This is a genomic window from Thauera sp. DNT-1, assembly GCF_055393985.1.
Window position 1 is genome coordinate 2,069,682 of sequence record NZ_AP043752.1, and the last position, 21,686, is coordinate 2,091,367.

Consider the following 21,686-nt stretch of genomic DNA (forward strand, 5'->3'; position numbering starts at 1 on the left):
CGGAAGCCACCGTGGGCGCTTCGCCCGGTGACGATCCCCGGCCCTCCGGGAGCACCGCCATGCGGGTCACGCTTCCAGCATAGCCCGCGGTCGTGGGCTTGCAAGCCGGCCGCGCCCCGCCGCATGGCACGACGGACGAGCGCGGCGGGGAGGCTCAGGAGCGCTTCCTCCAGACGGTCAGCTCCGACAGCGTGTGCTGGTGCTTGCGCCGTGTCTCGCGGATCACGAAGGGCACCGCCTGCGGCCCCTGCACCAGCTCGAAGTCGGTGGCGAGCAGGTCCTTGAGCCCGTCGAGGGTCGTGTACGACTCGCCATCCTTCTTGAAGCCGCCGATCCACTCCTCGCGCTTGGTGTGCTCTTCCAGCCAGGTGTAGGGCGAGGCGAGCAGCAGCAGGCCGCCGGGCTTGAGCCGCCGCGGCACGTCGGCGAGGAAGCGGCGCGGGCTGTACAGGCGGTCGATCAGGTTGGCGGCGAGGATGAGGTCGAAGCCGGTGAACACGTCCTTGAGGTTGCACGCGTCGCCTTGCCAGAACTCGACGCGGCCGGCGGTCCCGGCCAGCCCGAGGGCGTCGAGCCGGCGCTCGTGGTAGGTGACCAGCTCGCCCTCGTCGGGCATCGTGTAGCGCAGCACGCCGGTCTCGGCGAGCTTGACGCCAGCCTGGATGAAGCGCGCCGAGAAGTCGATGCCGACCACGCGCTCGAAGGCGCGCGCCAGCTCGAAGCTGGCGCGACCGGTGGCGCAGCCGAGGTCGAGCGCGCGGCCGAAGCGGCCCTTGCCGAAGCGGCGCTGGGCCGCGATCGCGATGTCGGCGAGCGCCTTCGGGAAGTTGGGCACGCCGAAGGCCTCGTCGCCGTAGTGGAACTCGGCGTACTGCGACAGCAGGGTGTCGGTCTCGTAGCTCGAGGCCGGGTTGATAACCGGCGCCTCGCTGACGACGTAGCGCAAGCCCGCGTGCTGGAAGAAATGGCGGCGGAAGGCGTAGCGCGAGGCGTGGCGCGACTCGTTGCCGGCGGAAATCCAGCTGCCGCCCTTGATGATGGCATGGCGGTCATCGAAGGTCGGCGTGGTGAAGTCGTCGTAGATCGGGTGCACGTCGAAGCCGTCGAAGGGATAGGTCGGGGTCTCGCACCATTGCCAGACGTTGCCGACCACGTCGAAGAGCTCGCCGTGGGCGAAGCGCGTCACCGGACAGCTCGAGGCCCAGTGGTCCAGATGCAGGTTGGCGTTGGCGGGGGCGTCGTGCGGCACATCGGCGAGGCCCGCGTGGTCGTGGATGCGGTTCCACTCGTCCTCGGTGGGCAGGCGCACCGGCTGGCCGGTCTCGCGCGCTTTCCAGCGGCAGAAGGCGCGCGCCTCCAGACAGTTGACCTCCACCGGCCAGTCCCAGCGCATCGGCACTTCCTCGGTCATCAGGCGCAGCTTCCAGCCCGCGGCGTCGGGGACCCAGAAGGTCGGATGCTCGGCGCGGGCGAACCTGCGCCAGCCCAGGCCCTCCTCGTCCCAGACGCTGTCGTCGGCGTAGCCGCCGGCCTCGACGAAGCCGAGGTATTCGCGATTGGTCACCAGATGGCGGGCGGCCTGGAAGGCCGGCACCTCGGCGCGGTGCGTGCCGTACTCGTTGTCCCAGCCGTAGATCGGCTCGTCGAAGCTGCGGCCGAGCGTGACCGTGCCCGCGGGGATGTCGACCAGGTCGTTGGCGGGCGGCTCGCCATGCTCGGCGCAGGGCTGCCAGGCGGGATGCGGCTTCACGTACTGCAGGGCGTGCTGGCGCATCAGCACCGAGGAGGTCTCGAGGTGGATGCGCTCGTGCTCGATGCCCATCACCACCGCCCAGAACGGGTCCTTCCAGCCGATCGGCAAGGTGAAGGGCGTGTCGCGGATCACGCGCTCGACCACCGCGCGCACCTTGCCCCGGTAGGCGGCCACTTCGGCCACGCTCGGCCAGTCGTAGCGCGCGTCGTCGAGGTCGTCCCAGCTCATCTCGTCGACGCCGACGGCGAACATGGATTCCAGACGCGGGTCGATGCGCTGCTCGATCAGGCCGGCGAGCATGAACTTGTTGATGAAGAAGGTGGCGGTGTGGCCGAAGTAGAAGATCAGCGGGTGGCGCAGGCTGATCGGTTTCCGGTAGTAGGCCTCGTCGCAGGTGAGCACCTCGAACAGCGACTCGTAGCGGTCGAAGGTGGCGTGGAAGTAATGCAGCAGCTCGGCGCGCTTGGCCTCGACATCGGTGCCGGAGAGCAGCGGGGTGCGCGGGAAGAGGGGCGCAGGGCTGCCGGCGGAAGAGGAAGCGGGGGAAGGACGGTCGCCAGGGGTCGCTTGCGATGCGGGGTTCATTGCGGGGGTCCTCGTCATTGGGACGGATGGGCTGCATCTTTCCACGTTTCGGCGCGGGAATGTAGCGTGGGCCGGCATCCTGCGCAGCAGCGACACGAGCCGCGATCTCCGATCCTCCAGCCGGCGCCGTGCCTCAGCCCGCGCCGCGATCGCGACTCGCGTCGCTCCTACCGCTCACACCGGATGCGGTCGCATTTTCGAATCGCGACTTGCGTCGCGCCTACCGCTCGCACCGGATGCGGTGGTTTTGTGGGAGCGACGCAAGTCGCGATCAGGCCGCCCAGAACTTTCGCGCCCTCGCCGATCGAGCGCTGCGATCGCGACTCGCGTCGCTCCTACGGGGGGCCGCCGCGCTGGCGGAAGGCGGGCTCGCGGGCGAACAGCAGCGCGGCGACCAGCGCGTTGAGCAAGGCCGTGGCCAGGAAGAGCTGCGGCACCGCGAAGCCCGCGGCCAGCAGCCCGACGCCCATCGCCGCGGCGGCGACCATGAAGAGCGCGTTGAGGATGTTGTTGCCGGCGATCACGCGCGCGCGGTGCGCCGGCGCGGAGCGCTGCTGCACGAGCGCATACAGCGGCACGATGAAGAAGCCGCCGCACACCCCGATCATCACGAGGTCGAACACCACCCGCCACACCTCAGCGCGGGCAAACAGCGTATCCAGCCCCTGGCCGGGCGGGAAGGCGCCCGCCGCCGGGCTCGCCCACCACAGGTCGAGCGCGAACAGGCTCAGCCCGATCGCCCCCGGCAGCACCATGCGCGGCTCCACCCGCCCGCGCGACAGGCGCCCGCACAGCAGCGAGCCCGCGCCGATGCCGACCGAGAACAGCGCCAGCAGCAGCGTCACCGCGCGCTCGTCGCCGCCGAGATGATCCGCGGCGAAGCCGGGAAACTGCGACAGGAACACGGCACCGTAGAACCAGAACCACGAGATGCCGACGATGGCGACGAAGACCGCGCGCGCCTCGAGCATGAAGCGCAGCATCTCGCGCGTCTGCGTCACCGGGTTCCAGTTCACCCGCAGCCCGGGGTCGGCCGCCGCCGCGGGCGGGATGGCGCGGCTGGACCACCAGCCGAGCAGCGCGATCGCGAGCACCGCGACCGCCACACGGCCGGGCCCGGCATCCCCCGCCACCAGCAGGCCGCCGACGATGGTGCCGGCGAGGATGGCGACGAAGGTCGCCGCCTCCACCAGCGCGTTGCCGCCCACCAGCTCGTCGTCGGCGAGCTGCTGCGGGATGATCGCGTACTTGACCGGCCCGAACAGTGCCGACTGCGCCCCCATCAGGAACAGCACGACGAGCAGCAGCGGCAGCGACATCAGGGCGAAGCCGACCACCGCAAGCGCCATCACGGCGATCTCGAGCAGCTTGGTGGCGCGGATCAGGCGGCTCTTCTCGTACTTGTCGGCGAGCTGGCCGGCGGTGGCCGAGAACAGGAAGAAGGGCAGGATGAAGACACCCGCGGCGAGGTTCACCAGCACCCCGGGCGAGTCCGCCCCCAGACGCGCGGCCTGGAAGGTGATCAGCACCACCAGCGCGTTCTTGTAGACGTTGTCGTTGAAGGCGCCGAGGAACTGGGTCAGGAAGAAGGGCAGGAAGCGGCGCTCCCGCAGCAGGCGGAACTGGCCGCTCATCGTGCGGCCTCGCGGAAATGGGCAAGCGCCGTGCGGCCGCTCGCGGAGATGGGATTGGCGGGAGTCTTCATCGCCCGGCAAGGTAATCGGAAATGGGCCCGGTCGCCACCGCCGCCGCGTCACCTGCCCCGGAGCGACGCGGGATGCATCCTTGCCGAAGGAGCGGCGCATTCGCGATCTTCGGCGCCGAATCCGCCGAGCCGGGGCGGCGCGGACCGGGCGGGGGGGACAATGCCCCACCTCCTGGCCTACAATATCGCCTCTTTCCACCGATCGAGCGCCGCATGACCCTGCCCGCCCGCCTTCGTTCCGCCCATCGTCGCGCCGCGTTGCGCGCGGGCGTGCGTGTGCGTGCGCGCGGCATCGTGTCGCCGCTGCGCGATCTCGCGACCCAGCTCGCATTCAAGGTCACAGGGTCTCCCGCCGTGCTTTCCCAGGCCGTGCGGGGCCACCAAAGGGGCTGAGCCCCACCCCCGCACGGCACCTTGCCCGGGACGCGCACGCCGCGCCTCCCGTTCAACGTGCAGCCGCCGCGGGTCTTTCTCCAGCTTCCCGCCCATCGACCGCTCATCGACCAGACTGGCGGTCCGGCCGCGGTCCATCCGGATCCTCCCGGCCATCGGCACTGCCCCACGGGGCTGCACCCGGAACGCCACGCCCGCCGCGTGGCGATGCGATGCACGAGGGTGATGCGATGGTTCTCACAAGAAGTTTCGTCAGGGCGAAGCGGCCCTGTACCGATGGATTCCGCTGGTTCGTCCGCCAGTTCGGCGAAGGCGGCGACTACCAGGCCATGCTCGACGAGATGGTCGCCGCCGGCCGCGTCGGCGACGCCTGCTGGCTGCTCGAGCAGTTCGGCCCCACCGACGAGTTGCGCGTGGTCGACGCGATCGAGGCCGACGCGATCGTGTTCGCCGGCACCCTCGAGGTGCGCGGCGGCGTGGACGTCGACGGTGTGCTGCGTGTCGGCCGCTCGCTGCAGGCCGGTGCCGGGGTGCGCGCGGGTGGCGAAGTCCACATCGGCGCCGACCTGCGTGTGGAAGGCAGCGTGCGCGCCGAGGCCGGCCTCCAGATCGGCGGCGACCTGCGCGTGGGCTGGGGCGTGGACTGCGCGGGCGAGCTGCGCTGCGACGGCGATCTGCGCACCGGCTGGGACCTGCGCTGCGGCGGGCGCCTGCGCGTCGCCGGCAACGCGTACGTCGGCCTCGACCTGCAGGCCGAAGAGGGCGTGCGCTGCGCCAAGGGCCTGCAGGCGGGCGGCGACATCCAGGTCGAGAACACCTTGCGCGCCGCACAGGGCATCGCCGCGGGCGGCTCGATCCGTTCCGGCATGCACCTCGAGGCCGGCTGGGGCATCAAGGCCGGCGGCGTGATCGCCGCTGCGGGCGCGATCCGTGCCGGCGAGAGCCTGGCGGCGGGCGAGGCGATCCGTGCCGGCACCGGCTATGGCGTGTTCGCCGGTCTCGACGTGCAGATGGAAGCCTGGGAGGCGAGCGCGCGGGTGAGCGCGCCGCAGCGCCCCGAGGGCCTGATGAGCGGCTGGTGGGCCGGCCCCTCGCCGTGCTGAACGGAGGACGCGTCATGAACACTCTCGCCCTGCACCTGCGCGGCCTGCCCGCCCGCCACACCCCGCTCTCCCACCGCGCCAGCCTCTCACCGCGCTCGGTGCTGGCCTTCCCGCAGCCGCCGCCGCGCGTTGCCGGGTCGGCCGTGGCCTTGCGCACCGCACTCGGCACTGCGCTCGCTACCGTCCTGCGTCGCATGCTGCGGCCGCCGCGCATGGAATTGCGCATCGACGTGAGCCCGCCCGACACTGCCATCGAGGCCGAACTCGACACCCTCCACGGCCGGCTCCACACCCCCGGCGACGCCCTGCACGCCTGCACCCGCCTGCCCACGCTGCTGCCCGACCTGGTCTTCCACCACCGCGAGGCCGACGGCGAGCACTACGTCTATGTGGAAGACGTCGCGCGTGGGTGCCTCGCCGGCTACACGGTGTTCAACCGCCTGATCGAGGTCGACCGCCGCACCGACCGCCACGTGCGCTCACCGCACTCCAAGTACGCCCCCGCCTACCAGGGCCGCGGCATCGCCAGCGCGGTGTATGACTGGGCGCTCGGGCGCGGCTTCTGTCTGGTCAGCGGCGCCCGCCAGTCCGCCGGCGCGCACGCGCTGTGGCACGCCCTCGCCCGCCGCCACCCCCTGCGCTGGGTCGCGCTGCGCACCAAGCGCATGCACGACCTCGGCGCCAGCGTCGCCCCGACGCGTGCAGCCGAACTCGACACCCGCATGATCCTGCTCGGCCACGGCTGGAGCGCCGCGCGCCTGCGCAGCCTCGGCCTGCTCCATCCGGCCGCCGAGGCCGCCAACGAGACGATGCGCCGGCGCGCGTGAAACCTCGCGCCCCGCCGCACCCGGCGCGCCCGATCGCGACTTGCGTCGCTCCTACGACGCGGGCCCGGCAGCGCGGCGGGTCTTGCGGGAGCGACGCGAGTCGCGATCGCGGCGCGGCACCGCAGGCGTGACGGTTTCCGTGGGAGCGACGCAAGTCGCGATTGCGGCCGCTCCGGGAGCGCCCACGCAATTCGACCGCCCGATCGCGACTTGCGTCGCTCCTACGACGCGGGCGCGGCGGCGCGGCGGGTCTTGCGGGAGCGGCGCAAGTCGCGATCGCGGCGCGGCACCGCAGGCGTGACGGCTTCCGTGGGAGCGACGCAAGTCGCGATTGCGACCGCTCCGGAGGCGCCCGCGCAATTCGACCGCCCGATCGTGACTTGCGTCGCTCCTACGACGCGGGCTGGGCAGCGCGGCGGGTCTTGCGGGAGCGGCGCGAGTCGCGATCGCGGCGCGGCACCGCAGGCGTGACGGTTTCCGTGGGAGCGACGCAAGTCGCGATTGCGGCCGCTCCGGAAGCGCCGCGCAATTCGACCGCCCGATCGCGACTTGCGTCGCTACTACGACGCGGGCCCGGCGGCGCGGCGGGTCTTGCGGAAGCGGCGCGAGTCGCGATCGCGGCGCGGCACCGCAGGCGTGACGGTTTCCGTGGGAGCGACGCAAGTCGCGATTGCGGCCGCTCCGGAAGCGCCGCGCAATTCGACCGCCCGATCGCGACTTGCGTCGCTCCTACGACGCGGGCCCGGCGGCGCGGCGGGTCTTGCGGAAGCGGCGCGAGTCGCGATCGCGGCGCGGCGCGGCGCGGCACCGCAGGCGTGACGGCTTCCGTGGGAGCGACGCAAGTCGCGATTGCGACCGCTCCGGGAGCGCCCGCGCAATTCGACCACCCGATCGCGACTTGCGTCGCTCCTACGACGCGGGCCCGGCAGCGCGGCGGGTCTTGCGGAAGCGGCGCGAGTCGCGATCGCGGCGCGGCACCGCAGGCGTGACGGTTTCCGTGGGAGCGACGCAAGTCGCGATTGCGGCCGCTCCGGGAGCGCCCACGCAATTCGACCGCCCGATCGCGACTTGCGTCGCTCCTACGACGCGGGCCCGGCGGCGCGGCGGGTCTTGCGGGAGCGGCGCAAGTCGCGATCGCGGCGCGGCACCGCAGGCGTGACGGCTTCCGTGGGAGCGACGCAAGTCGCGATTGCGACCGCTCCGGGAGCGCCCACGCAATTCGACCGCCCGATCGCGACTTGCGTCGCTCCTACGACGCGGGCCCGGCAGCGCGGCGGGTCTTGCGGGAGCGACGCGAGTCGCGATCGCGGCCGCTCCGGGAGCGCCCGCGCAATTCGACCGCCCGATCGCGACTTGCGTCGCTCCTGCAGACTGCGCGCGGGGGAGGAGGCTTGCGGATGGGGTGGGTTGTCGGGACGGTGGGGATACAATCGCACGTCTTGGCGCGATCTGCGCCGCAACTCGCAATCCTCCGCCCGCTGCGCGCTGCCGCCCCCGTCCACGGCCCGCCCCGCGTCTTGTCGCACGGATCCCCCCGATGACCGTCACCCAGAGCCTGCTCGCCTTTTCGCTCGCCGCGGCGCTGCTCGCCGCCACGCCGGGCGTGGACACCGCCCTCGTCCTGCGCACCGCGATCGCCGGCGACCCCCGCCGCGCCGCCGGCGCCGCGCTCGGCATCGCCGCGGGCTGCCTGATCTGGGGCGGCGCGGTCGCGCTCGGGCTGGCCGCGCTGATCACCACCTCGACCCTGCTCTTCGACGCGCTGCGCTGGATCGGCGCGCTCTACCTCGGCTGGCTCGGCGCCCGCCTGCTGCTCGCCCCGCGCCGGGCGGAGGCCGATCCCGGCGCCGCGGGCGACGGCGGCGGCACGCCGGGCGCGGCCTTCGCCGCCGGCTTCCTCACCAATCTGCTCAACCCCAAGGTCGGCATCTTCTACCTGACCCTGCTGCCACAGTTCGTGCCGGCCGGAGTGCAGGTGGCGAGCTTCATCTTCCTGCTCGCCACCATCCACGTGCTCATGTCCCTGCTCTGGTTCGCCCTCCTGATCGCACTCGCGCGCCGCATCGCCCCGGTGCTGCGCCGTCCGGCGGTGATCGCCGGCCTGGATCGGCTCACCGGGCTGGTCTTCGTCGGCTTCGGCGTGCGCCTCGCGGTGACGCAGCCGGGCTGATCGGGCGGCAGGTCCTCCGCGGACGCGGACGCGGCGAACGGGCACTCGCGCACGACAGGGCGGACGCGCCCGGCTCAGCCTGCCGCCGCTCCGCCGAAACGCTCCGCCAGCCAGTCGATGAACACCCGCACACGCGCGGACAAGGGCCGGTCCGCCGGGTAGAGCGCGTGCACCGGCAGCACGGGCGGCGGGAACGCGGGCAGGATCTCGACGAAGCGCCCCTGCTCCAGCGGCTCGCGCACGTGGTAGTCGGGCACCTGGACGATGCCGAAGCCGGCCGCACAGGCGGCCACGTAGGCACCGCCGTTGTTCACCGCCAGCCGCGAGCGCAGGCTGCGCAGCTCGATGCGGCCCTCCACCTCGAACTCCAGCGGCAGCGACTTCGCGGTGGAGGCGGAGACGTAATCCACCATCCAGTGCGCCTCCAGGTCCTCGAGGCCCTGCGGCAGCGGATGCTGCGCGAGGTAGCCCGCGCTCGCGCACGTCACCTGGCGCAGGCGTCCGAGCCGGCGCGCGTGCAGCGGCACGTCGCCGAGCTCGCCGATGCGCAGCACGCAGTCCACGCCCTCGCGGATCAGGTCGATCTGGCGGTCGCCGACGCTGATCTCGATGCGGACCAGCGGATAGCGCGTGTAAAAGTCGGGCAGGGCCGGGATCAGCAGCAGCCGGCAGAAGGAGTCGGGCAGGTCGATGCGGATGCGCCCCTGCGGGTGATGCGCGGCCTGCGAGAACTCGGCCTCGGCGTCGTCGAGGTCGGCGAGGATGCGCAGGCAGCGCCGGTAGTAGCCCGCGCCGTCCACGGTAGGCGTGACCTGCCGCGTGGTGCGCGCGAGCAGGCGCACGCCGAGGTGGGCCTCGAGCTGCTGGATGATCTGCGTCGCCGACGCGCGCGGCAGGCCGAGCTGCTCGGCGGCGCGGCTGAAGCTGCCGAGCTCGACGATGCGGGTGAAAAGGCGCATGGCCTGCAGACGATCCATGGCGGCGATTATTCGTATAAACCAAATAGTGTAGTTGTTTTATGCGTCTTTATCTGTCGATAGCAAACAGCGATCATCCACAGCCCGACACCCTCGACCCCAGCCCCCTCGAACGCCATGCTCGCCCACCTCGAACGCCCCGCCGGCCCCGCCCCGGGGCTGCGCCGCATCCTCGACGACTTCGGCCTGACCTATTTCGCCAACGGCCTGATCGCCTTCATCTTTTCGGCGACCGGTCCGCTCGCCGTGATCCTGTCCGTGGGGACCCGCGGCGGCCTCAGCCAGGCCGAGCTGGCCTCCTGGGTGTTCGGCGTGTTCTTCGTGAATGGCCTGGTCACGCTCACGATGAGCCTGCGCTACCGGATGCCGCTCGGCTTTGCGTGGACGATCCCCGGCACCGTGCTGGTCGGTCCCGCGCTGCAGCACCTGAGCTTCGCCGAAGTGATCGGCGCCTTCTACGCGACCAGCCTGCTGGTGCTGGTGATGGGCGCCAGCGGCTGGGTCAAGCGGGTGATGTCGGCGCTGCCGATGCCGATCGTGATGGGCATGGTGGCGGGGGTGTTCCTGCGCTTCGGGCTGGACATCGTGCGCGCGCTCGACAGCGACGTGGCGATCGCCGCGCCGATGATCATCGCCTTCCTGCTGCTGTCGGCGAGTCCGGCGTGGGCGAAGCGCATGCCGCCGGTGATCGGCGCCTTGCTGATCGGCGCGCTGCTGATCGGTGCGCTCGGTCGTGTCGACACCTCGACGCTCGGCAGCCTCGCCTTCGCCCAGCCGGTGGTGCAGGCCCCGGTATGGTCGCTGGGGGCGCTGGTCGAGCTGGTCGTGCCGCTGGCGATCACCGTGCTGGTGGTGCAGAACGGCCAGGGGACCGCGGTGCTGAGGGGCGCCCAGCATGAGCCGCCGGTCAATGCGATTGCCGTCGCGTGCGGCGTCGGGGCGTTCTTCAGCGCGATGGTCGGCGCGGTCAGCACCTGCCTGACCGGCCCCAGCAATGCGCTGATGACCTCCTCGGGCAGGATGGACCGCCAGTACACCGCCGCACTCACCTTCGGGCTCTTCGGCGTCCTGTTCGGCCTGCTGGCGCCGACCTTCACCGGCCTGATGCTGGCCGCTCCCAAGGAGTTCATCATGGTGCTCGGCGGCCTGGCCATGCTGCGGGTGCTGCAGGCCGCCTTCCTGGGCTCGTTCGGCGGCGGCAAGTTCACGCTCGGCGCGCTGGTGAGCCTGATCGTCACCGTCGCCGACATCGGCATGTTCAACATCGGCGCCGCCTTCTGGGGCCTGGTCGCCGGCTTCGGCGTATCCTGGCTAATGGAAAAGCACGACTTCACCGCGCTCGCCAACCGCGCCTGAGCCGCCGCGGCAGGCCTGCCCCCACCTGCATTCCGGTGCGGCGAGCCCCTCTCCGGGGGCCCGCCGGCGCCACCCCTCCATGCCCCCCTCCACCTCCGCCTCCCCCACCGGCACCCGTGCCATCGTCGGGCAGCTGCTCCACCTGGCGTGGCCGATCCTGATCGCCCAGCTGCTGTCGATGACGATGATGGTGGCGGACACCGTGATCGCCGGGCGCTACGGCACCGCGGACCTCGCCGGCGTCGCCATCGGCAGCAGCTACTACATCTCGGTGGTGATGCTGCTCACCGGCACCCTGCAGGCGATCTCGCCGACGATCGCACACCACGTCGGCGCCGGCCGCCAGGAGGCGATCGCCCCCGCGCTGCAGCAGGGCTTCTGGCTCGCGCTGCTGCTCGCCGGCCCCGGCATCGCACTGCTGCTGAACCCGGGCTTCCTGCTCGAGGCGGCGAGCGTGCCGCCCGCGGTCGCCGCCAAGGCCGCCGACTACCTCGCCGCGACCGCCTTCGGTCTGCCCGCACTGCTGCTCTACCGCAGCTTCTACGCCTTCAACAACGCGGTCGGGCGCCCGCGCGTGCTGATGGCGATCAGCGCGATCACCATGTCTGTCCACATCCCGCTCGCCTGGGCGCTCACCAACGGCGCGCTCGGCTTCGCGCCGATGGGCGGCACCGGCTGCGGCGTATCGACCGCGACGGTGCACTGGATCGCGCTCGGCTGCGGCTTCGCCTACCTGGTCTTCAACCCGGCCTACAAACCCTATCGCCTCTTCCACGCCTGGCAGGCGCCGCGCGCGCAGGCGCTCGGCCAGCTGCTGCGACTCGGCCTGCCGATGGGGGTGTCGACCTTCATCGACATCAGCTCCTTCACCCTGATCGCCATCCTCGCCGCCCGCCTCGGCACCGAGACGGTGGCCGGGCACCGCGTCATCGCCAACTTCACCGGCATGATCTACATGCTGCCGCTGTCGCTGTCGATCGCCACCATGGTGCTGGTGGGGCAGTCGGCCGGCGCGCAGGACTGGCGCCGCGCGCGCCGCACCGCGCGGCTGGGGATGAGCCTCGCGCTCGGCTTCTCGCTGCTGGTGGGTGCGCTGCTGTGGATGCTGCGCGAGCCGCTGGTGGCGTTCTCGTCCGCCGACCCGGCGGTGCAGGCGGTCGCGCTCGGGCTGGTGGTATGGCTGCTGCTCTACCAGTGCTTCGACGCCCTGCAGACCGTCGCCGCCCACGCCCTGCGCGGCTACAAGGTCACGCTGCTGCCGATGCTGGTGCACAGCCTGTGCTTCTGGGGCATCGGGCTGGCGGGCGGCTACTGGCTCAGCTTCCACGCCCCCTGGCGCGCCAGCGCGCCGACGGTGGCCGGCTTCTGGGAAGCCTGCGTCCTGGCGACGCTGGCCGCCACCCTGCTCTTCGGCGCCCTGCTGCGCGCGGTCTCCCGCCGCCACGTGCGCGAAGCAACCGTGCAGGAGCGCCGCGAGGCGCGAATGCGGCGGCGGTGATTGCGACGTGCGTCGAGTGCCGAGCCGCCGTGTTCGCGGCTGGCGCCGCGCCTGCATGGGAGAATCCTGACGCGCGGGGGGACGATTTGGCGACAATGGAGCTTGGTGACTTCCCCCGGCATCCCCTGGAAAGAACGATGACCAAGCACACTCCCCTGTCCGATCTGCGCAAGAGCTACGAACAAGGCACGCTGGAAGAGCACGACTCGGCGAGCGAGCCCTCGAGGCAGTTCGAGGCCTGGCTGTCGCAGGCGCTCGAGCGCGGGCTGCCCGAACCCAACGCGATGACCGTGGCCACCGTCGGCGAGGATGGCCGGCCGTCGACCCGGCCGGTGCTGATCAAGGGCTGCGACGCGCGCGGCATCGTGTGGTACTCGAACTATCACAGCCGCAAAGGGCGCGAGCTCGAGGTACACCCCTTCGCCGCGCTGCAGTTCCACTGGGTGGAGATGGAGCGCGTGGTGCGCATCGAGGGCCGCGTCGAGAAGGTGTCGGCGGAGGAGTCCGACGCGTACTTCGCCAGCCGTCCGCTCGCCCACCGCATCGGCGCCTGGGCCTCGCCGCAGAGCGAGGTCATCGACGGGCGCACCACGATCGTCTCGCGCGCCGCCGAGTACGGCCTCAAGTTCGGTCTCAACCCGCCGCGCCCGCCGCACTGGGGCGGCTACCGCCTCGTGCCGGACTACTGGGAGTTCTGGCAGGGCCGCAGTTCGCGCCTGCACGACCGCATCGCCTACCGCCTGCAGGCCGACGGCAGCTGGACGCGGCAACGCCTGGCACCGTAGCAGGACATCGGAGCGTGTCGTGGAAGGGCGCGAGCCGCGATCGGGCCTGGCAAGCACGGTGCGGGGATCGGATGCAGTATCGCGACTTGCGTCGCTCCCACGGGCCAGCCGAAGCCGAGTCGCTTCCCGCAGGCGCGACGCGAGTCGCGATCACGGCGGATGAGCCAGCGCGGCGCGGGGTGCGGGCGCTGTATCGCGACTTGCGTCGCTCCTACCGGCCAGCCGAAGCCGCGTCGCTTCCCGCAGGCGCGACGCGAGTCGCGATCACGGCGGATGAGCCGGCGCGGCGCGGAATCCGGGCGCGGCGCACTCAAGCGGCGGGCAGATCCTCCACGACCACCACATGCAGATACCGCGGCCCGTGCGCGCCGAGCACCAGGCTGCCCTCGATGTCGGTGGTGCCGCTCGCGCCGGTGATGATGTTGACGTTGCGCGGCGGGCGCTGGCCGGCGGTGGCCTTCGCGTAGTCGTCGAGGTAGGCGAGCACCGTGCTTGCGCGCACCATCACCAGGTGGTGCAGGGGCAGGAAGTTGGCGAGGATCGGCGTCTCGGCATCCGAATGGAAGACCAGCGAGCCGGTCTCGGCGATGCCCCAGCGCGCGCAGCCCACCGCCAGGGTCTCGTCGGGCGCGACGCGCTCGTGCAACTCGAAGCCCGACCAGTCGAGCGCCTGCAGCACCGCCGCCGGCTGCAGCGCGATCGCCGCGGGCAGGCCGCGCGCCTCGAGATAGCGCGCCACCGCGGCCGGCAGCTCGCGCGCGTCGGCGATGCGCTCGGCGGTGGCCGCGACCTTGGGGGTGACGAGGCGCGCGATGAAGGCCTCCACCAGGTCGTCGGCGAGCAGGCCGGGGCGGATCGCCGGCAGGTCCTCGAGCAGGGCGTCGGCCTCGCGGCGCAGCGCAGCGGGGTCGACCGTGCGGTGACCGAGGCCGCCGCGCACGGCGTTGAGAATGGCTTCGCGCGCGCTCATCGTGCGTTCTCCTGATCCTTGACCATCTCCATGAAGGTGCGCTTCGCCGGCGCGGGGAACTCGCGGTACGCGGTCCACGCGCCCAGCCCCGGCATGCCGCGCACGAGCCCGCCGCGGCTGAAGAGCCGCATCACCCGCACGGCGATCGCCGTGCCCAGGCGGTAGAGCCGCGGGTGGCTGGCGACGAAGGTGTGGATGCCCAGGCCGAAGCGCACCACCGCGGGCTCCAGCCCCTCGCGCCACGAGCGGTCGCGCCAGCCGCGCAGCAGCGTGGGCAGCGGGATCGCCACCGGGCACACCTCCTGGCACTTGCCGTTCATCGTGCACGCGTGCGGCAGGTCGCGGGACTTCTCCAGGCCGTCGAACACCGGCGTCAGCACCGCGCCCATCGGGCCCGGGTAGGTACCGCCATAGACGTGACCGCCGAGCTGGCGGAACACCACGCAGTGGTTCATGCAGGCGCCGCAGCGGATGCAGCGCAGCATCTCCTTCATGCCCTCGCGCAGCATGCGGCTGCGGCCGTTGTCGACCAGCACGATGTGGAATTCTTCCGGCCCGTCGCGATCGCCCGCCTGCTTCGGCCCGCAATGGAAGGTGGTGTATTGGGTGACGTCCGCGCCGGTGGCCGAGCGCACCAGCAGGCGCAGCATGGCGATGGCGTGGCCCATGCTGGGGACGAGCTTCTCGATGCCCGCGGTGACGATATGCACCCGCGGCGGCGTGGTGGTGAGCTCGGCGTTGCCCTCGTTGGTGACGGTGCAGGTGGCGCCGGTGTCGGCGAGCAGGAAGTTGGCGCCCGAGATGGCGACGTCGGCCGACAGGAACTTGTCGCGCAGCTCGCGCCGGGCGCTGTCGACCATGGCCTCGATGGTCTCCTCCTGGTGCGGCGCGCGGTGCAGGCGCTTGAACATTTCCGAGACCTGCTCGCGCGTGCGGTGCATCGACGGCCACACGATGTGCGAGGGGCGATCGCCGCCGAGCTGCACGATGTGCTCGGCGAGGTCGGTCTCGACGCGCTCGATGCCGGCTTCATCCAGGGCGTGCGGCAGGCCGATCTCCTCGCCCAGCATCGACTTGACGCGCGTCACGCGCTTCGCGCCCGCCTCCTTGCACAGGCGCACGACGATCTGCGAGGCCTCCTCGGCGGTCGCGGCCCAGTACACCTTGGCGCCCGAGGCAATGGCGTTGCGCTCGAACTCGAGCAGGTAGTGGTCGAGGTTGGCGATCACGTGATCCTTGATGCGCTTGCCGCGCTCGCGCGCCGCCTCGAACTGCGGGAACTGGCTCATCGCCAGCGCGCGCTTGCGCTCGGCGGTGCCGGTGGTACGGTCGATGGCGATCTTGAGCGTGGGGTCGGCGAGCGCACGCTCGGCGCGCGCCTTGAAGGAGAGCGTGGCCTCTTCCATGACTCAGCCCTCCTCGCCGATGGCCGGACCGCCGCCCATGCCGGCGAGCACCTCGGCGGCGTGGAAGGCGCGCACGCTCGAGCCCTTGCGCTTGAGCTTGCCGGCCATGTTCATCAGGCAGCCAAGGTCACCGCCGAGCAGCAGCTGCGCGCCGCTGCGCTCGATGGCCTCGGCCTTCTCGCCGACGACCGCGTTGGAGATCGCCGCGTACTTGACACAGAAGGTGCCGCCGAAGCCGCAGCACACGTCGTTGCCTTCGAGCGGCTTCAGGGTGAGCCCGGCGACCTGACCGAGCAGCGCACGCGGCTGGTCGTGCACGCCGAGCTCGCGCAGGCCCGAGCAGCTGTCGTGGTAGGTGAAGCTGGTGTCGAGCTTCACGTCGGGGGGGGCGTAGCCCATCACGTCGACCAGGAAGCTCATCAGCTCGAAGCTGCGCTCGCCCAGGCGGCGTGCGCGCTCGGCCCAGGCCGGGTCGTCGGCGAGCGCCTCGGCGTAGTGCACCTTGGTCATGCCGATACAGGAGCCCGAGGGCGCGACCACGTAGTCGTAGCCCTCGAAGGTCTCGATGAAATGGCGTGCCAGCGTGGCCGCGTGCGCGGTATCGCCGCTGTTGAAGGCGGGCTGGCCGCAGCAGGTCTGCGCTTGCGGGATCTCGACCCGGCAGCCGGCGTCGCGCAGCAGCTTGAGCGCGGCGAAGCCGACGCTGGGGCGCATCGCGTCCACCAGGCAGGTGGCGAACAGCGCGACGCGCGGCGAGACCGGGCGCGAATCGGAGCGCGAATCGGAGCGCGAGACGCTTGGGGGTGCGTTCATGGGGGTCTTCCTCCAGGTTGTCCGGGCGATCGTCCGCGGGCGTTCGGCGCACCGCAAAGGGGCCAGGCCCCGGCAGCACCGCCTCCTCGCCACGTCGGACAGAATACGATTGTTTTTCGTGGTGCGGCGCGGATTCGGGACCGGTCTACGGGCAAACCCTGAAGGGCCCCGGCGTCACGCCTGCAAGGCCGTCGCGACCTCCAGCGGAGGGTGGTTTCTGCATGTCCGGCTTGCATTCGGCACGCTACTGCGCCGATCATCGCGTGCGCTTTTCCATCCAGAGACAACATGAACACCCAAGCCATCGAACTGCCGCCCTCGGGCGAAGCCGCCGCCGTCCTCCTGCCCGATCCGGGCACCGTCTTCCTCGCGCGTGCCGAGCGTTTCGACGCCCTCGCGCTGCACCACGGCCTGGGCGAGTGGCTCGCCTTCCTCGGCAGGCTGTCGCATGCCCAGCATGCGGCGCTGCAAGCCTCGGCACAGGACATCACGCCCCCGGCGGAAGACGTCCTCGAACGCGCAGCCAAGCACCGCATGCCGCCGATCAGCGTGGCCTCGTACCAGCGCCCCGCGGTGTGGCGCGAGATCCTGCGCAACCTCGTCGGCGACCTGCTGGAGAACGCGCCAGTGGGCGCGCGCGAGACGCTCGACGGGCTGCTCGTCACCAGCGCCGAGGAGCTCGACAAGCTGGGCGAGAAGCTGCTCAACGGCGAACCCGAGGGCGCCGACATGGCCCGTCTGCCCTACGTCGCGGCGGCGATGCAGGTGGTGTTCACCGCGCTCGCCAGCAAGCTCGACGCCGGCGCGCTGCCGCTGATGGAAGCCCACAGCACCTGCCCGGTGTGCGGCAGCCACCCGGTGGTCAGCGTGATCCGCAGCGACGGCCCGACCGCCGGCCTGCGCTACGTGCATTGCACGCTGTGCAACACCGAGTGGCACGTCCCGCACGCCACCTGCGTGAGCTGCGGCGACCGCGACAAGATCACCCTGCACGAGATCGACGGCGACGACGGCATCGCGCGCGCGGAGTCCTGCGGGTCCTGCGAGAGCTACACCAAGCTCATCGTCCAGCCGAAGAACGTGCGCGTCGACCCGATCGCCGACGACCTCGCCTCGGTGGCGCTGGACATGCTGGTCGACGACGCGGGTTTCGTCCGCAGCGGGCCGAATTACCTGCTCATCGGCGCCGGGGAGTCGTAACAACGCCAAGGCAGTGCGGGGGCGGCGGCGCGGGTTTCGGGCGTGGAGGATCGCGACTTGCGTCGCTCCTACCGCTAGGACCGACCGCCAGCCGCGGCGGTTTTGCAGGAGCGACGCGAGTCGCGATTGCGGCGGTACGGCGACGATGGCGCGGGTTTCGGGCGCGGAGGATCGCGACTTGCGTCGCTCCTACCGCTGGGGCCGACCGCCAGCCGCGGCGGCCTTGTAGGAGCGACGCGAGTCGCGATTGCGGCGGTACGGCGGCGATGGCGCGGGTTTCGGGCGCGGAGGATCGCGACTTGCGTCGCTCCTACCGCTGGGGCCGACCGCCAGCCGCGGCGGTTTTGCAGGAGCGACGCGAGTCGCGATTGCGGCGGTACGGCGGCGATGGCGCGGGTTTCGGGCGCGGAGGATCGCGACTTGCGTCGCTCCTACCGCTGGGGCCGACCGCCAGCTGCGGCGGTGCTGTAGGAGCGACGCGAGTCGCGATTGCGGCGGTACGGCGGCGATGGCGCGGGTTTCGGGCGCGGAGGATCGCGACTTGCGTCGCGCCTACCGCTGGGGCCGACCGCCAGCCGCAGCGGTTTTGCAGGCGCGACGCGAGTCGCGATTGCGGCGGTACGGCGGCGATCGCGCGGGTTTGGGGCGCGGAGGATCGCGACTTGCGTCGCGCCTACCGCTGGGACCGACCGCCAGCCGCGGCGGTTTTGCAGGAGCGACGCGAGTCGCGATTGCGGCGGTACGGCGACGATGGCGCGGGTTTCGGGCGCGGAGGATCGCGACTTGCGTCGCTCCTACCGCTGGTGCCGACCGCCAGCTGCGGCGGTACTGTAGGAGCGACGCGAGTCGCGATTGCGGCTGCGGCGAGTCTGCCCTTCAGCCGAAGAAGGCCTCCACCTCTTCGCGGCCGACCTCCGCCACCGTGCGATGCCGCCAGCGCGGGTTGCGGTCCTTGTCGATCAGCAGCGCGCGAATGCCCTCCATGGTGTCGCCGTGCGCGAAGCTGTACTCCATCATCGTCCGCTCCATGCGGAAGCAGTCCTCCAGGCCCAGCCGGCGTCCGCGCTGCAGCTGCGCGAAGGTCACGCACAGCATCAGCGGCGAGCGCTGCGCCAGCAGCCCCTGCGTGCGTTCCACCCACGGCCGCAGCAGCGGATCGGTCTCGCCGGCGAGCGAGGCGAGGATCTCTTCCACGCTGCCATGGCCGAAGTGGCGCTCCACCGCGGCGAGCACCGGCGCGGTCAGCAGCGAGGGGATCTTCGTCTGCGTCGGCGCCGCCGGCCAGGCCTCGGCATCGATCGCGGCGATCAGCGCCCGGAGGTCGGCGAACAAGGCGCTCGGCACCAGGCGGTCGGCGAGGCCGCTCGCCACCGCGTCGGCGCCGCTCAGGGTGTCGCCGACCACCCCGATGTAGACGCCCAGCGCCGGCGGCAGGCGCGACAGGAAGTAGCTCGCGCCCACGTCGGGAAAGATCCCGATCGCCGTCTCCGGCATCGCCATGCGCGTGCGCTCGGTGACCAGGCGGTGCGTGCAGCCCTGCGAGATCCCCATGCCGCCGCCCATCACCACGCCGTCCATGAGGGCGATCGTGGGCTTGGGGTAGCGGTGGATGCGGCAGTCGAGCGCGTATTCCTCGTCGAAGTAGCACACCAGCTCCGGCGCACCCTGGCGCTGCAGCTCGTACAACGCACGCACGTCGCCGCCGGCGCAGAACGCACGCTCGCCGCTGCCGCGCAGCAGCACCGCGCGGATCGCCGGGTCGTGCGCCCAGGCGTCGAGCTGGCGGGTGAGCGCGCGCACGGTGGCGAGATCGAGCGCGTTGAGCACGGCGGGACGATTCAGGGTGAGCACGCCGACGCCGTCGATGAGGTCGACCAGGACGTTGGCGGGCGACGCGGTCTCGGGGAGCAGCATGTCTACGCGGACACGCCCGCCGCGCGTGCCCGCGCCCGGTGCAGCTTGCGGTAGCTGTCGATCAGGCGCTGGTGGCGGTCGAGCCCTTCGAGCTTCATGCTCGTCGGCGTCAGGCCATGGAAGCGCACGCGGCCCTCCACCGAGCCGATCACCGCGTCCATGCGCGCGTCGCCGAACATGCGGCGGAAGTTGGCCTCGTAGTCTTCCAGCGCCAGCTCGTCGTCCAGCATCACCTCCAGCACCACGTTCAGGGCCTGGTAGAACAGCACGCGATCGACCGTGTTGTCGTTGTATTGCAGGAAGGCCTCGACGCGCTCCTTCGCCTCTTCCAATTGCTGCAGGGCGAGATGGATCAACAGCTTCAGCTCCAGGATCGTGAGCTGACCCCACACCGTGTTTTCGTCGAACTCGATGCCGATCAGCTCGATGATGTCGGTGTAATCGTCGAGTTCGCTTTCTTCCAGGCGCTCGAGCAGGGCTTCGAGGGCCTCATCGTCGAGGCGATGCAGGTTGAGGATGTCGGCGCGGAAGGCCAGCGCCTTGTTGGTGTTGTTCCAGATCAGGTCATCCACCGGATAGACCTCGGAATACCCCGGCACGACGATGCGGCAGACGGTGGCGCCGAGCTGGTCGAACACCGCCATGTACACTTCCTTGCCCATGTCCTCGAGGATGCCGAACAGGGTCGCGGCTTCCTCGGCGTTGGACCTTTCACCGTGGGAAGAGAAATCCCATTCGACGAACGGGTAATCGGCCTTGGCGCTGAAGAAGCGCCACGACACCACGCCGCTCGAATCGATGAAGTGCTCGACGAAATTGTTCGGCTCGGTGACCGCGTTGCTCTCGAAGGTGGGCGCGGGCAGGTCGTTGAGGCCCTCGAAGCTGCGCCCCTGCAGCAGCTCGGTCAGGCTGCGCTCGAGCGCCACCTCCAGGCTCGGGTGCGCCCCGAAAGAGGCGAACACGCCGCCCGTGCGCGGGTTCATCAGGGTCACGCACATCACCGGATACTTGCCGCCCAGCGACGCATCCTTCACCAGCACCGGAAAGCCCTGCGCCTCCAGCGCCTCGATGCCGGCGAGGACGCCGGGATACTTCGCCAGCACCTCCGGCGGCACGTCGGGCAGCGCAATCTCGCCTTCGATGATCTCGCGCTTGACCGCGCGCTCGAAGATCTCCGACAGGCACTGCACCTGCGCCTCGGGCAGCGTGTTGCCGGCGCTCATGCCGTTGCTGAGGTAGAGGTTGTCGATCAGGTTGGTGGGGAAATACACCACCTCGCCGTCCGACTGGCGCACGTAGGGCAGCGCGCAAATGCCGCGCGCCACGTTGCCGGAGTTGGTGTCGTACAGATGCGAGGCGCGCAGTTCGCCCTCGGGGTCGTAGATCTCCAGGCAATACTCGTCGAGCAGCCCGGCCGGCAGCGCATCCTTGCGGCCGGGCTTGAACCAGCGCTCGTTGGGGTAATGCACGAACGCCGCGTCGGCGATGTCCTCGCCCCAGAACTGGTCGTTGTAGAAGTGGTTGCAGTTGAGGCGCTCGATGTATTCGCCCAGCGCCGACGCCAAGGCGCTCTCCTTGCTCGCCCCCTTGCCGTTGGTGAAGCACATCGGCGAATGCGCATCGCGGATGTGCAGCGACCACACGTTGGGCACGAGGTTGCGCCACGACGCGATCTCGATCTTGATGCCGAGGTCCGCCAGCAGCTTCGACATGTTGGCGATCGTCTGCTCCAGCGGCAGATCCTTGCCGAGGATGTAGGTGTGGGCGTCCGGATCCGGATTCAGCGTCAGCAGGGCCTGCGCATCGGCGTCCAGGTTCTCCACCTCCTCGATGACGAACTCCGGCCCGGTCTGCACCACCTTCTTCACGGTACAGCGCTCGATCGAGCGCAGGATCCCCTGGCGGTCCTTGGCGGAAAGGTCCTCCGGCAGCTCGACCTGGATCTTGAAGATCTGCTTGTAGCGGTTCTCGGGGTCGACGATGTTGTTCTGCGACAGGCGGATGTTGTCGGTGGGGAGGTTGCGGGTGTCGCAGTACAGCTTCACGAAGTAGGCCGCGCACAAGGCCGACGAGGCCAGGAAATAGTCGAACGGCCCCGGCGCCGAGCCGTCGCCCTTGTAGCGGATCGGCTGGTCGGCGATCACCGTGAAGTCGTCGAACCGGGCTTCGAGACGAAGCTTGTCGAGGAAGTTGACCTTGATTTCCATGAGGGGGCGGAATCCTGAAAGGGC

16 protein-coding genes are annotated in these 21,686 nt (G+C 70.9%); 8 read left to right on the plus strand and 8 right to left on the minus strand.

The window, feature by feature from the left end:
• Positions 1-154 precede the first annotated feature (154 nt).
• Positions 155-2,338 carry a 5-histidylcysteine sulfoxide synthase gene (gene ovoA / locus ACZ5PP_RS09600; protein ID WP_004311294.1) on the minus strand — a complete coding sequence of 728 codons (2,184 nt, stop codon included), beginning with the start codon at positions 2,336-2,338 and terminating at the stop codon, positions 155-157.
• A 335-nt stretch (positions 2,339-2,673) separates the two neighbouring features.
• Complete coding sequence (locus ACZ5PP_RS09605; protein WP_273422443.1) at positions 2,674-3,972, minus strand: MFS transporter; 1,299 nt, start codon at positions 3,970-3,972, stop codon at positions 2,674-2,676.
• 284 nt (positions 3,973-4,256) lie between these two features.
• Here ACZ5PP_RS09605 and ACZ5PP_RS09610 point away from each other — a divergent pair, with 284 nt between their 5' ends.
• The 4 genes from ACZ5PP_RS09610 to ACZ5PP_RS09625 all read left to right on the plus strand — a co-directional run bounded on the left by ACZ5PP_RS09610 (position 4,257) and on the right by ACZ5PP_RS09625 (position 8,536).
• On the plus strand, positions 4,257-4,436 hold the full coding sequence (locus ACZ5PP_RS09610; RefSeq protein WP_012586022.1) for a hypothetical protein: 180 nt from the start codon (positions 4,257-4,259) through the stop codon (positions 4,434-4,436).
• Positions 4,437-4,666: 230 nt separating this feature from the next.
• Positions 4,667-5,539 (plus strand): hypothetical protein, encoded by an 873-nt coding sequence (locus ACZ5PP_RS09615; RefSeq protein WP_043743251.1) that lies wholly within the window; start codon positions 4,667-4,669, stop codon positions 5,537-5,539.
• 14 nt (positions 5,540-5,553) lie between these two features.
• Positions 5,554-6,366, plus strand: coding sequence for a hypothetical protein (locus ACZ5PP_RS09620; protein WP_464826999.1), 813 nt, complete (start codon positions 5,554-5,556; stop codon positions 6,364-6,366).
• A 1,537-nt stretch (positions 6,367-7,903) separates the two neighbouring features.
• Positions 7,904-8,536: a LysE family translocator gene (locus tag ACZ5PP_RS09625; protein ID WP_012586025.1), complete on the plus strand. Its 633-nt coding sequence runs from the start codon at positions 7,904-7,906 to the stop codon at positions 8,534-8,536.
• Positions 8,537-8,610: 74 nt separating this feature from the next.
• On the opposite strand, the gene ACZ5PP_RS09630 is transcribed toward ACZ5PP_RS09625, so the two are convergent.
• Positions 8,611-9,513, minus strand: coding sequence for a LysR family transcriptional regulator (locus tag ACZ5PP_RS09630; RefSeq protein ID WP_004313300.1), 903 nt, complete (start codon positions 9,511-9,513; stop codon positions 8,611-8,613).
• 117 nt (positions 9,514-9,630) lie between these two features.
• On the opposite strand from ACZ5PP_RS09630, the gene ACZ5PP_RS09635 reads away from it, so the two are divergent.
• The 3 genes from ACZ5PP_RS09635 (at position 9,631) to pdxH (ending at position 13,152) form a co-directional block, all read left to right on the plus strand.
• Positions 9,631-10,869: a benzoate/H(+) symporter BenE family transporter gene (locus ACZ5PP_RS09635; protein WP_004313301.1), complete on the plus strand. Its 1,239-nt coding sequence runs from the start codon at positions 9,631-9,633 to the stop codon at positions 10,867-10,869.
• A 79-nt stretch (positions 10,870-10,948) separates the two neighbouring features.
• The gene (locus ACZ5PP_RS09640; protein WP_464827000.1) at positions 10,949-12,367 is read left to right on the plus strand and encodes an MATE family efflux transporter; all 1,419 of its coding nucleotides are present in this window, start codon (positions 10,949-10,951) and stop codon (positions 12,365-12,367) included.
• Positions 12,368-12,504: 137 nt separating this feature from the next.
• Positions 12,505-13,152 (plus strand): pyridoxamine 5'-phosphate oxidase, encoded by a 648-nt coding sequence (pdxH, locus tag ACZ5PP_RS09645; protein ID WP_464827001.1) that lies wholly within the window; start codon positions 12,505-12,507, stop codon positions 13,150-13,152.
• A gap of 310 nt (positions 13,153-13,462) precedes the next feature.
• Here pdxH and ACZ5PP_RS09650 read toward each other — a convergent pair whose 3' ends face one another.
• Genes ACZ5PP_RS09650 through ACZ5PP_RS09660 form a run of 3 tightly spaced genes read right to left on the minus strand, consistent with a single transcriptional unit; the run spans position 13,463 to position 16,341 of the window.
• Complete coding sequence (locus ACZ5PP_RS09650; RefSeq protein ID WP_464827002.1) at positions 13,463-14,122, minus strand: LutC/YkgG family protein; 660 nt, start codon at positions 14,120-14,122, stop codon at positions 13,463-13,465.
• A complete protein-coding gene (locus ACZ5PP_RS09655; RefSeq protein ID WP_464827003.1) occupies positions 14,119-15,528 on the minus strand; it encodes a LutB/LldF family L-lactate oxidation iron-sulfur protein in 1,410 nt (469 codons plus the stop codon). Before ACZ5PP_RS09655 ends, ACZ5PP_RS09650 begins: the two co-directional genes overlap by 4 nt.
• Positions 15,529-15,531: 3 nt before the next feature.
• Positions 15,532-16,341: a (Fe-S)-binding protein gene (locus ACZ5PP_RS09660; RefSeq protein ID WP_276658022.1), complete on the minus strand. Its 810-nt coding sequence runs from the start codon at positions 16,339-16,341 to the stop codon at positions 15,532-15,534.
• Positions 16,342-16,629: 288 nt separating this feature from the next.
• Here ACZ5PP_RS09660 and fdhE point away from each other — a divergent pair, with 288 nt between their 5' ends.
• Positions 16,630-17,541, plus strand: a complete 912-nt coding sequence (fdhE, locus tag ACZ5PP_RS09665; protein ID WP_012586028.1) for a formate dehydrogenase accessory protein FdhE — start codon at positions 16,630-16,632, stop codon at positions 17,539-17,541.
• 876 nt (positions 17,542-18,417) lie between these two features.
• Here fdhE and ACZ5PP_RS09670 read toward each other — a convergent pair.
• Both ACZ5PP_RS09670 and ACZ5PP_RS09675 read right to left on the minus strand, forming a co-directional pair.
• Positions 18,418-19,455, minus strand: a complete 1,038-nt coding sequence (locus tag ACZ5PP_RS09670) for an enoyl-CoA hydratase/isomerase family protein (protein ID WP_012586029.1) — start codon at positions 19,453-19,455, stop codon at positions 18,418-18,420.
• 2 nt (positions 19,456-19,457) lie between these two features.
• Positions 19,458-21,662 (minus strand): OsmC domain/YcaO domain-containing protein, encoded by a 2,205-nt coding sequence (locus tag ACZ5PP_RS09675; protein ID WP_464827004.1) that lies wholly within the window; start codon positions 21,660-21,662, stop codon positions 19,458-19,460.
• Between the last annotated feature and the right edge of the window lie 24 nt (positions 21,663-21,686).

Bases quoted from the DNA above. Each gene is read 5' to 3' on its own strand.
- ovoA (WP_004311294.1), bottom strand. From the start codon at position 2,338: ATGAACCCCGCATCGCAAGCGACCCCTGGCGACCGTCCTTCCCCCGCT.
- ACZ5PP_RS09605 (WP_273422443.1), bottom strand. From the start codon at position 3,972: ATGAGCGGCCAGTTCCGCCTGCTGCGGGAGCGCCGCTTCCTGCCCTTC.
- ACZ5PP_RS09610 (WP_012586022.1), top strand. From the start codon at position 4,257: ATGACCCTGCCCGCCCGCCTTCGTTCCGCCCATCGTCGCGCCGCGTTG.
- ACZ5PP_RS09615 (WP_043743251.1), top strand. From the start codon at position 4,667: ATGGTTCTCACAAGAAGTTTCGTCAGGGCGAAGCGGCCCTGTACCGAT.
- ACZ5PP_RS09620 (WP_464826999.1), top strand. From the start codon at position 5,554: ATGAACACTCTCGCCCTGCACCTGCGCGGCCTGCCCGCCCGCCACACC.
- ACZ5PP_RS09625 (WP_012586025.1), top strand. From the start codon at position 7,904: ATGACCGTCACCCAGAGCCTGCTCGCCTTTTCGCTCGCCGCGGCGCTG.
- ACZ5PP_RS09630 (WP_004313300.1), bottom strand. From the start codon at position 9,513: ATGGATCGTCTGCAGGCCATGCGCCTTTTCACCCGCATCGTCGAGCTC.
- ACZ5PP_RS09635 (WP_004313301.1), top strand. From the start codon at position 9,631: ATGCTCGCCCACCTCGAACGCCCCGCCGGCCCCGCCCCGGGGCTGCGC.
- ACZ5PP_RS09640 (WP_464827000.1), top strand. From the start codon at position 10,949: ATGCCCCCCTCCACCTCCGCCTCCCCCACCGGCACCCGTGCCATCGTC.
- pdxH (WP_464827001.1), top strand. From the start codon at position 12,505: ATGACCAAGCACACTCCCCTGTCCGATCTGCGCAAGAGCTACGAACAA.
- ACZ5PP_RS09650 (WP_464827002.1), bottom strand. From the start codon at position 14,122: ATGAGCGCGCGCGAAGCCATTCTCAACGCCGTGCGCGGCGGCCTCGGT.
- ACZ5PP_RS09655 (WP_464827003.1), bottom strand. From the start codon at position 15,528: ATGGAAGAGGCCACGCTCTCCTTCAAGGCGCGCGCCGAGCGTGCGCTC.
- ACZ5PP_RS09660 (WP_276658022.1), bottom strand. From the start codon at position 16,341: ATGAACGCACCCCCAAGCGTCTCGCGCTCCGATTCGCGCTCCGATTCG.
- fdhE (WP_012586028.1), top strand. From the start codon at position 16,630: ATGAACACCCAAGCCATCGAACTGCCGCCCTCGGGCGAAGCCGCCGCC.
- ACZ5PP_RS09670 (WP_012586029.1), bottom strand. From the start codon at position 19,455: ATGCTGCTCCCCGAGACCGCGTCGCCCGCCAACGTCCTGGTCGACCTC.
- ACZ5PP_RS09675 (WP_464827004.1), bottom strand. From the start codon at position 21,662: ATGGAAATCAAGGTCAACTTCCTCGACAAGCTTCGTCTCGAAGCCCGG.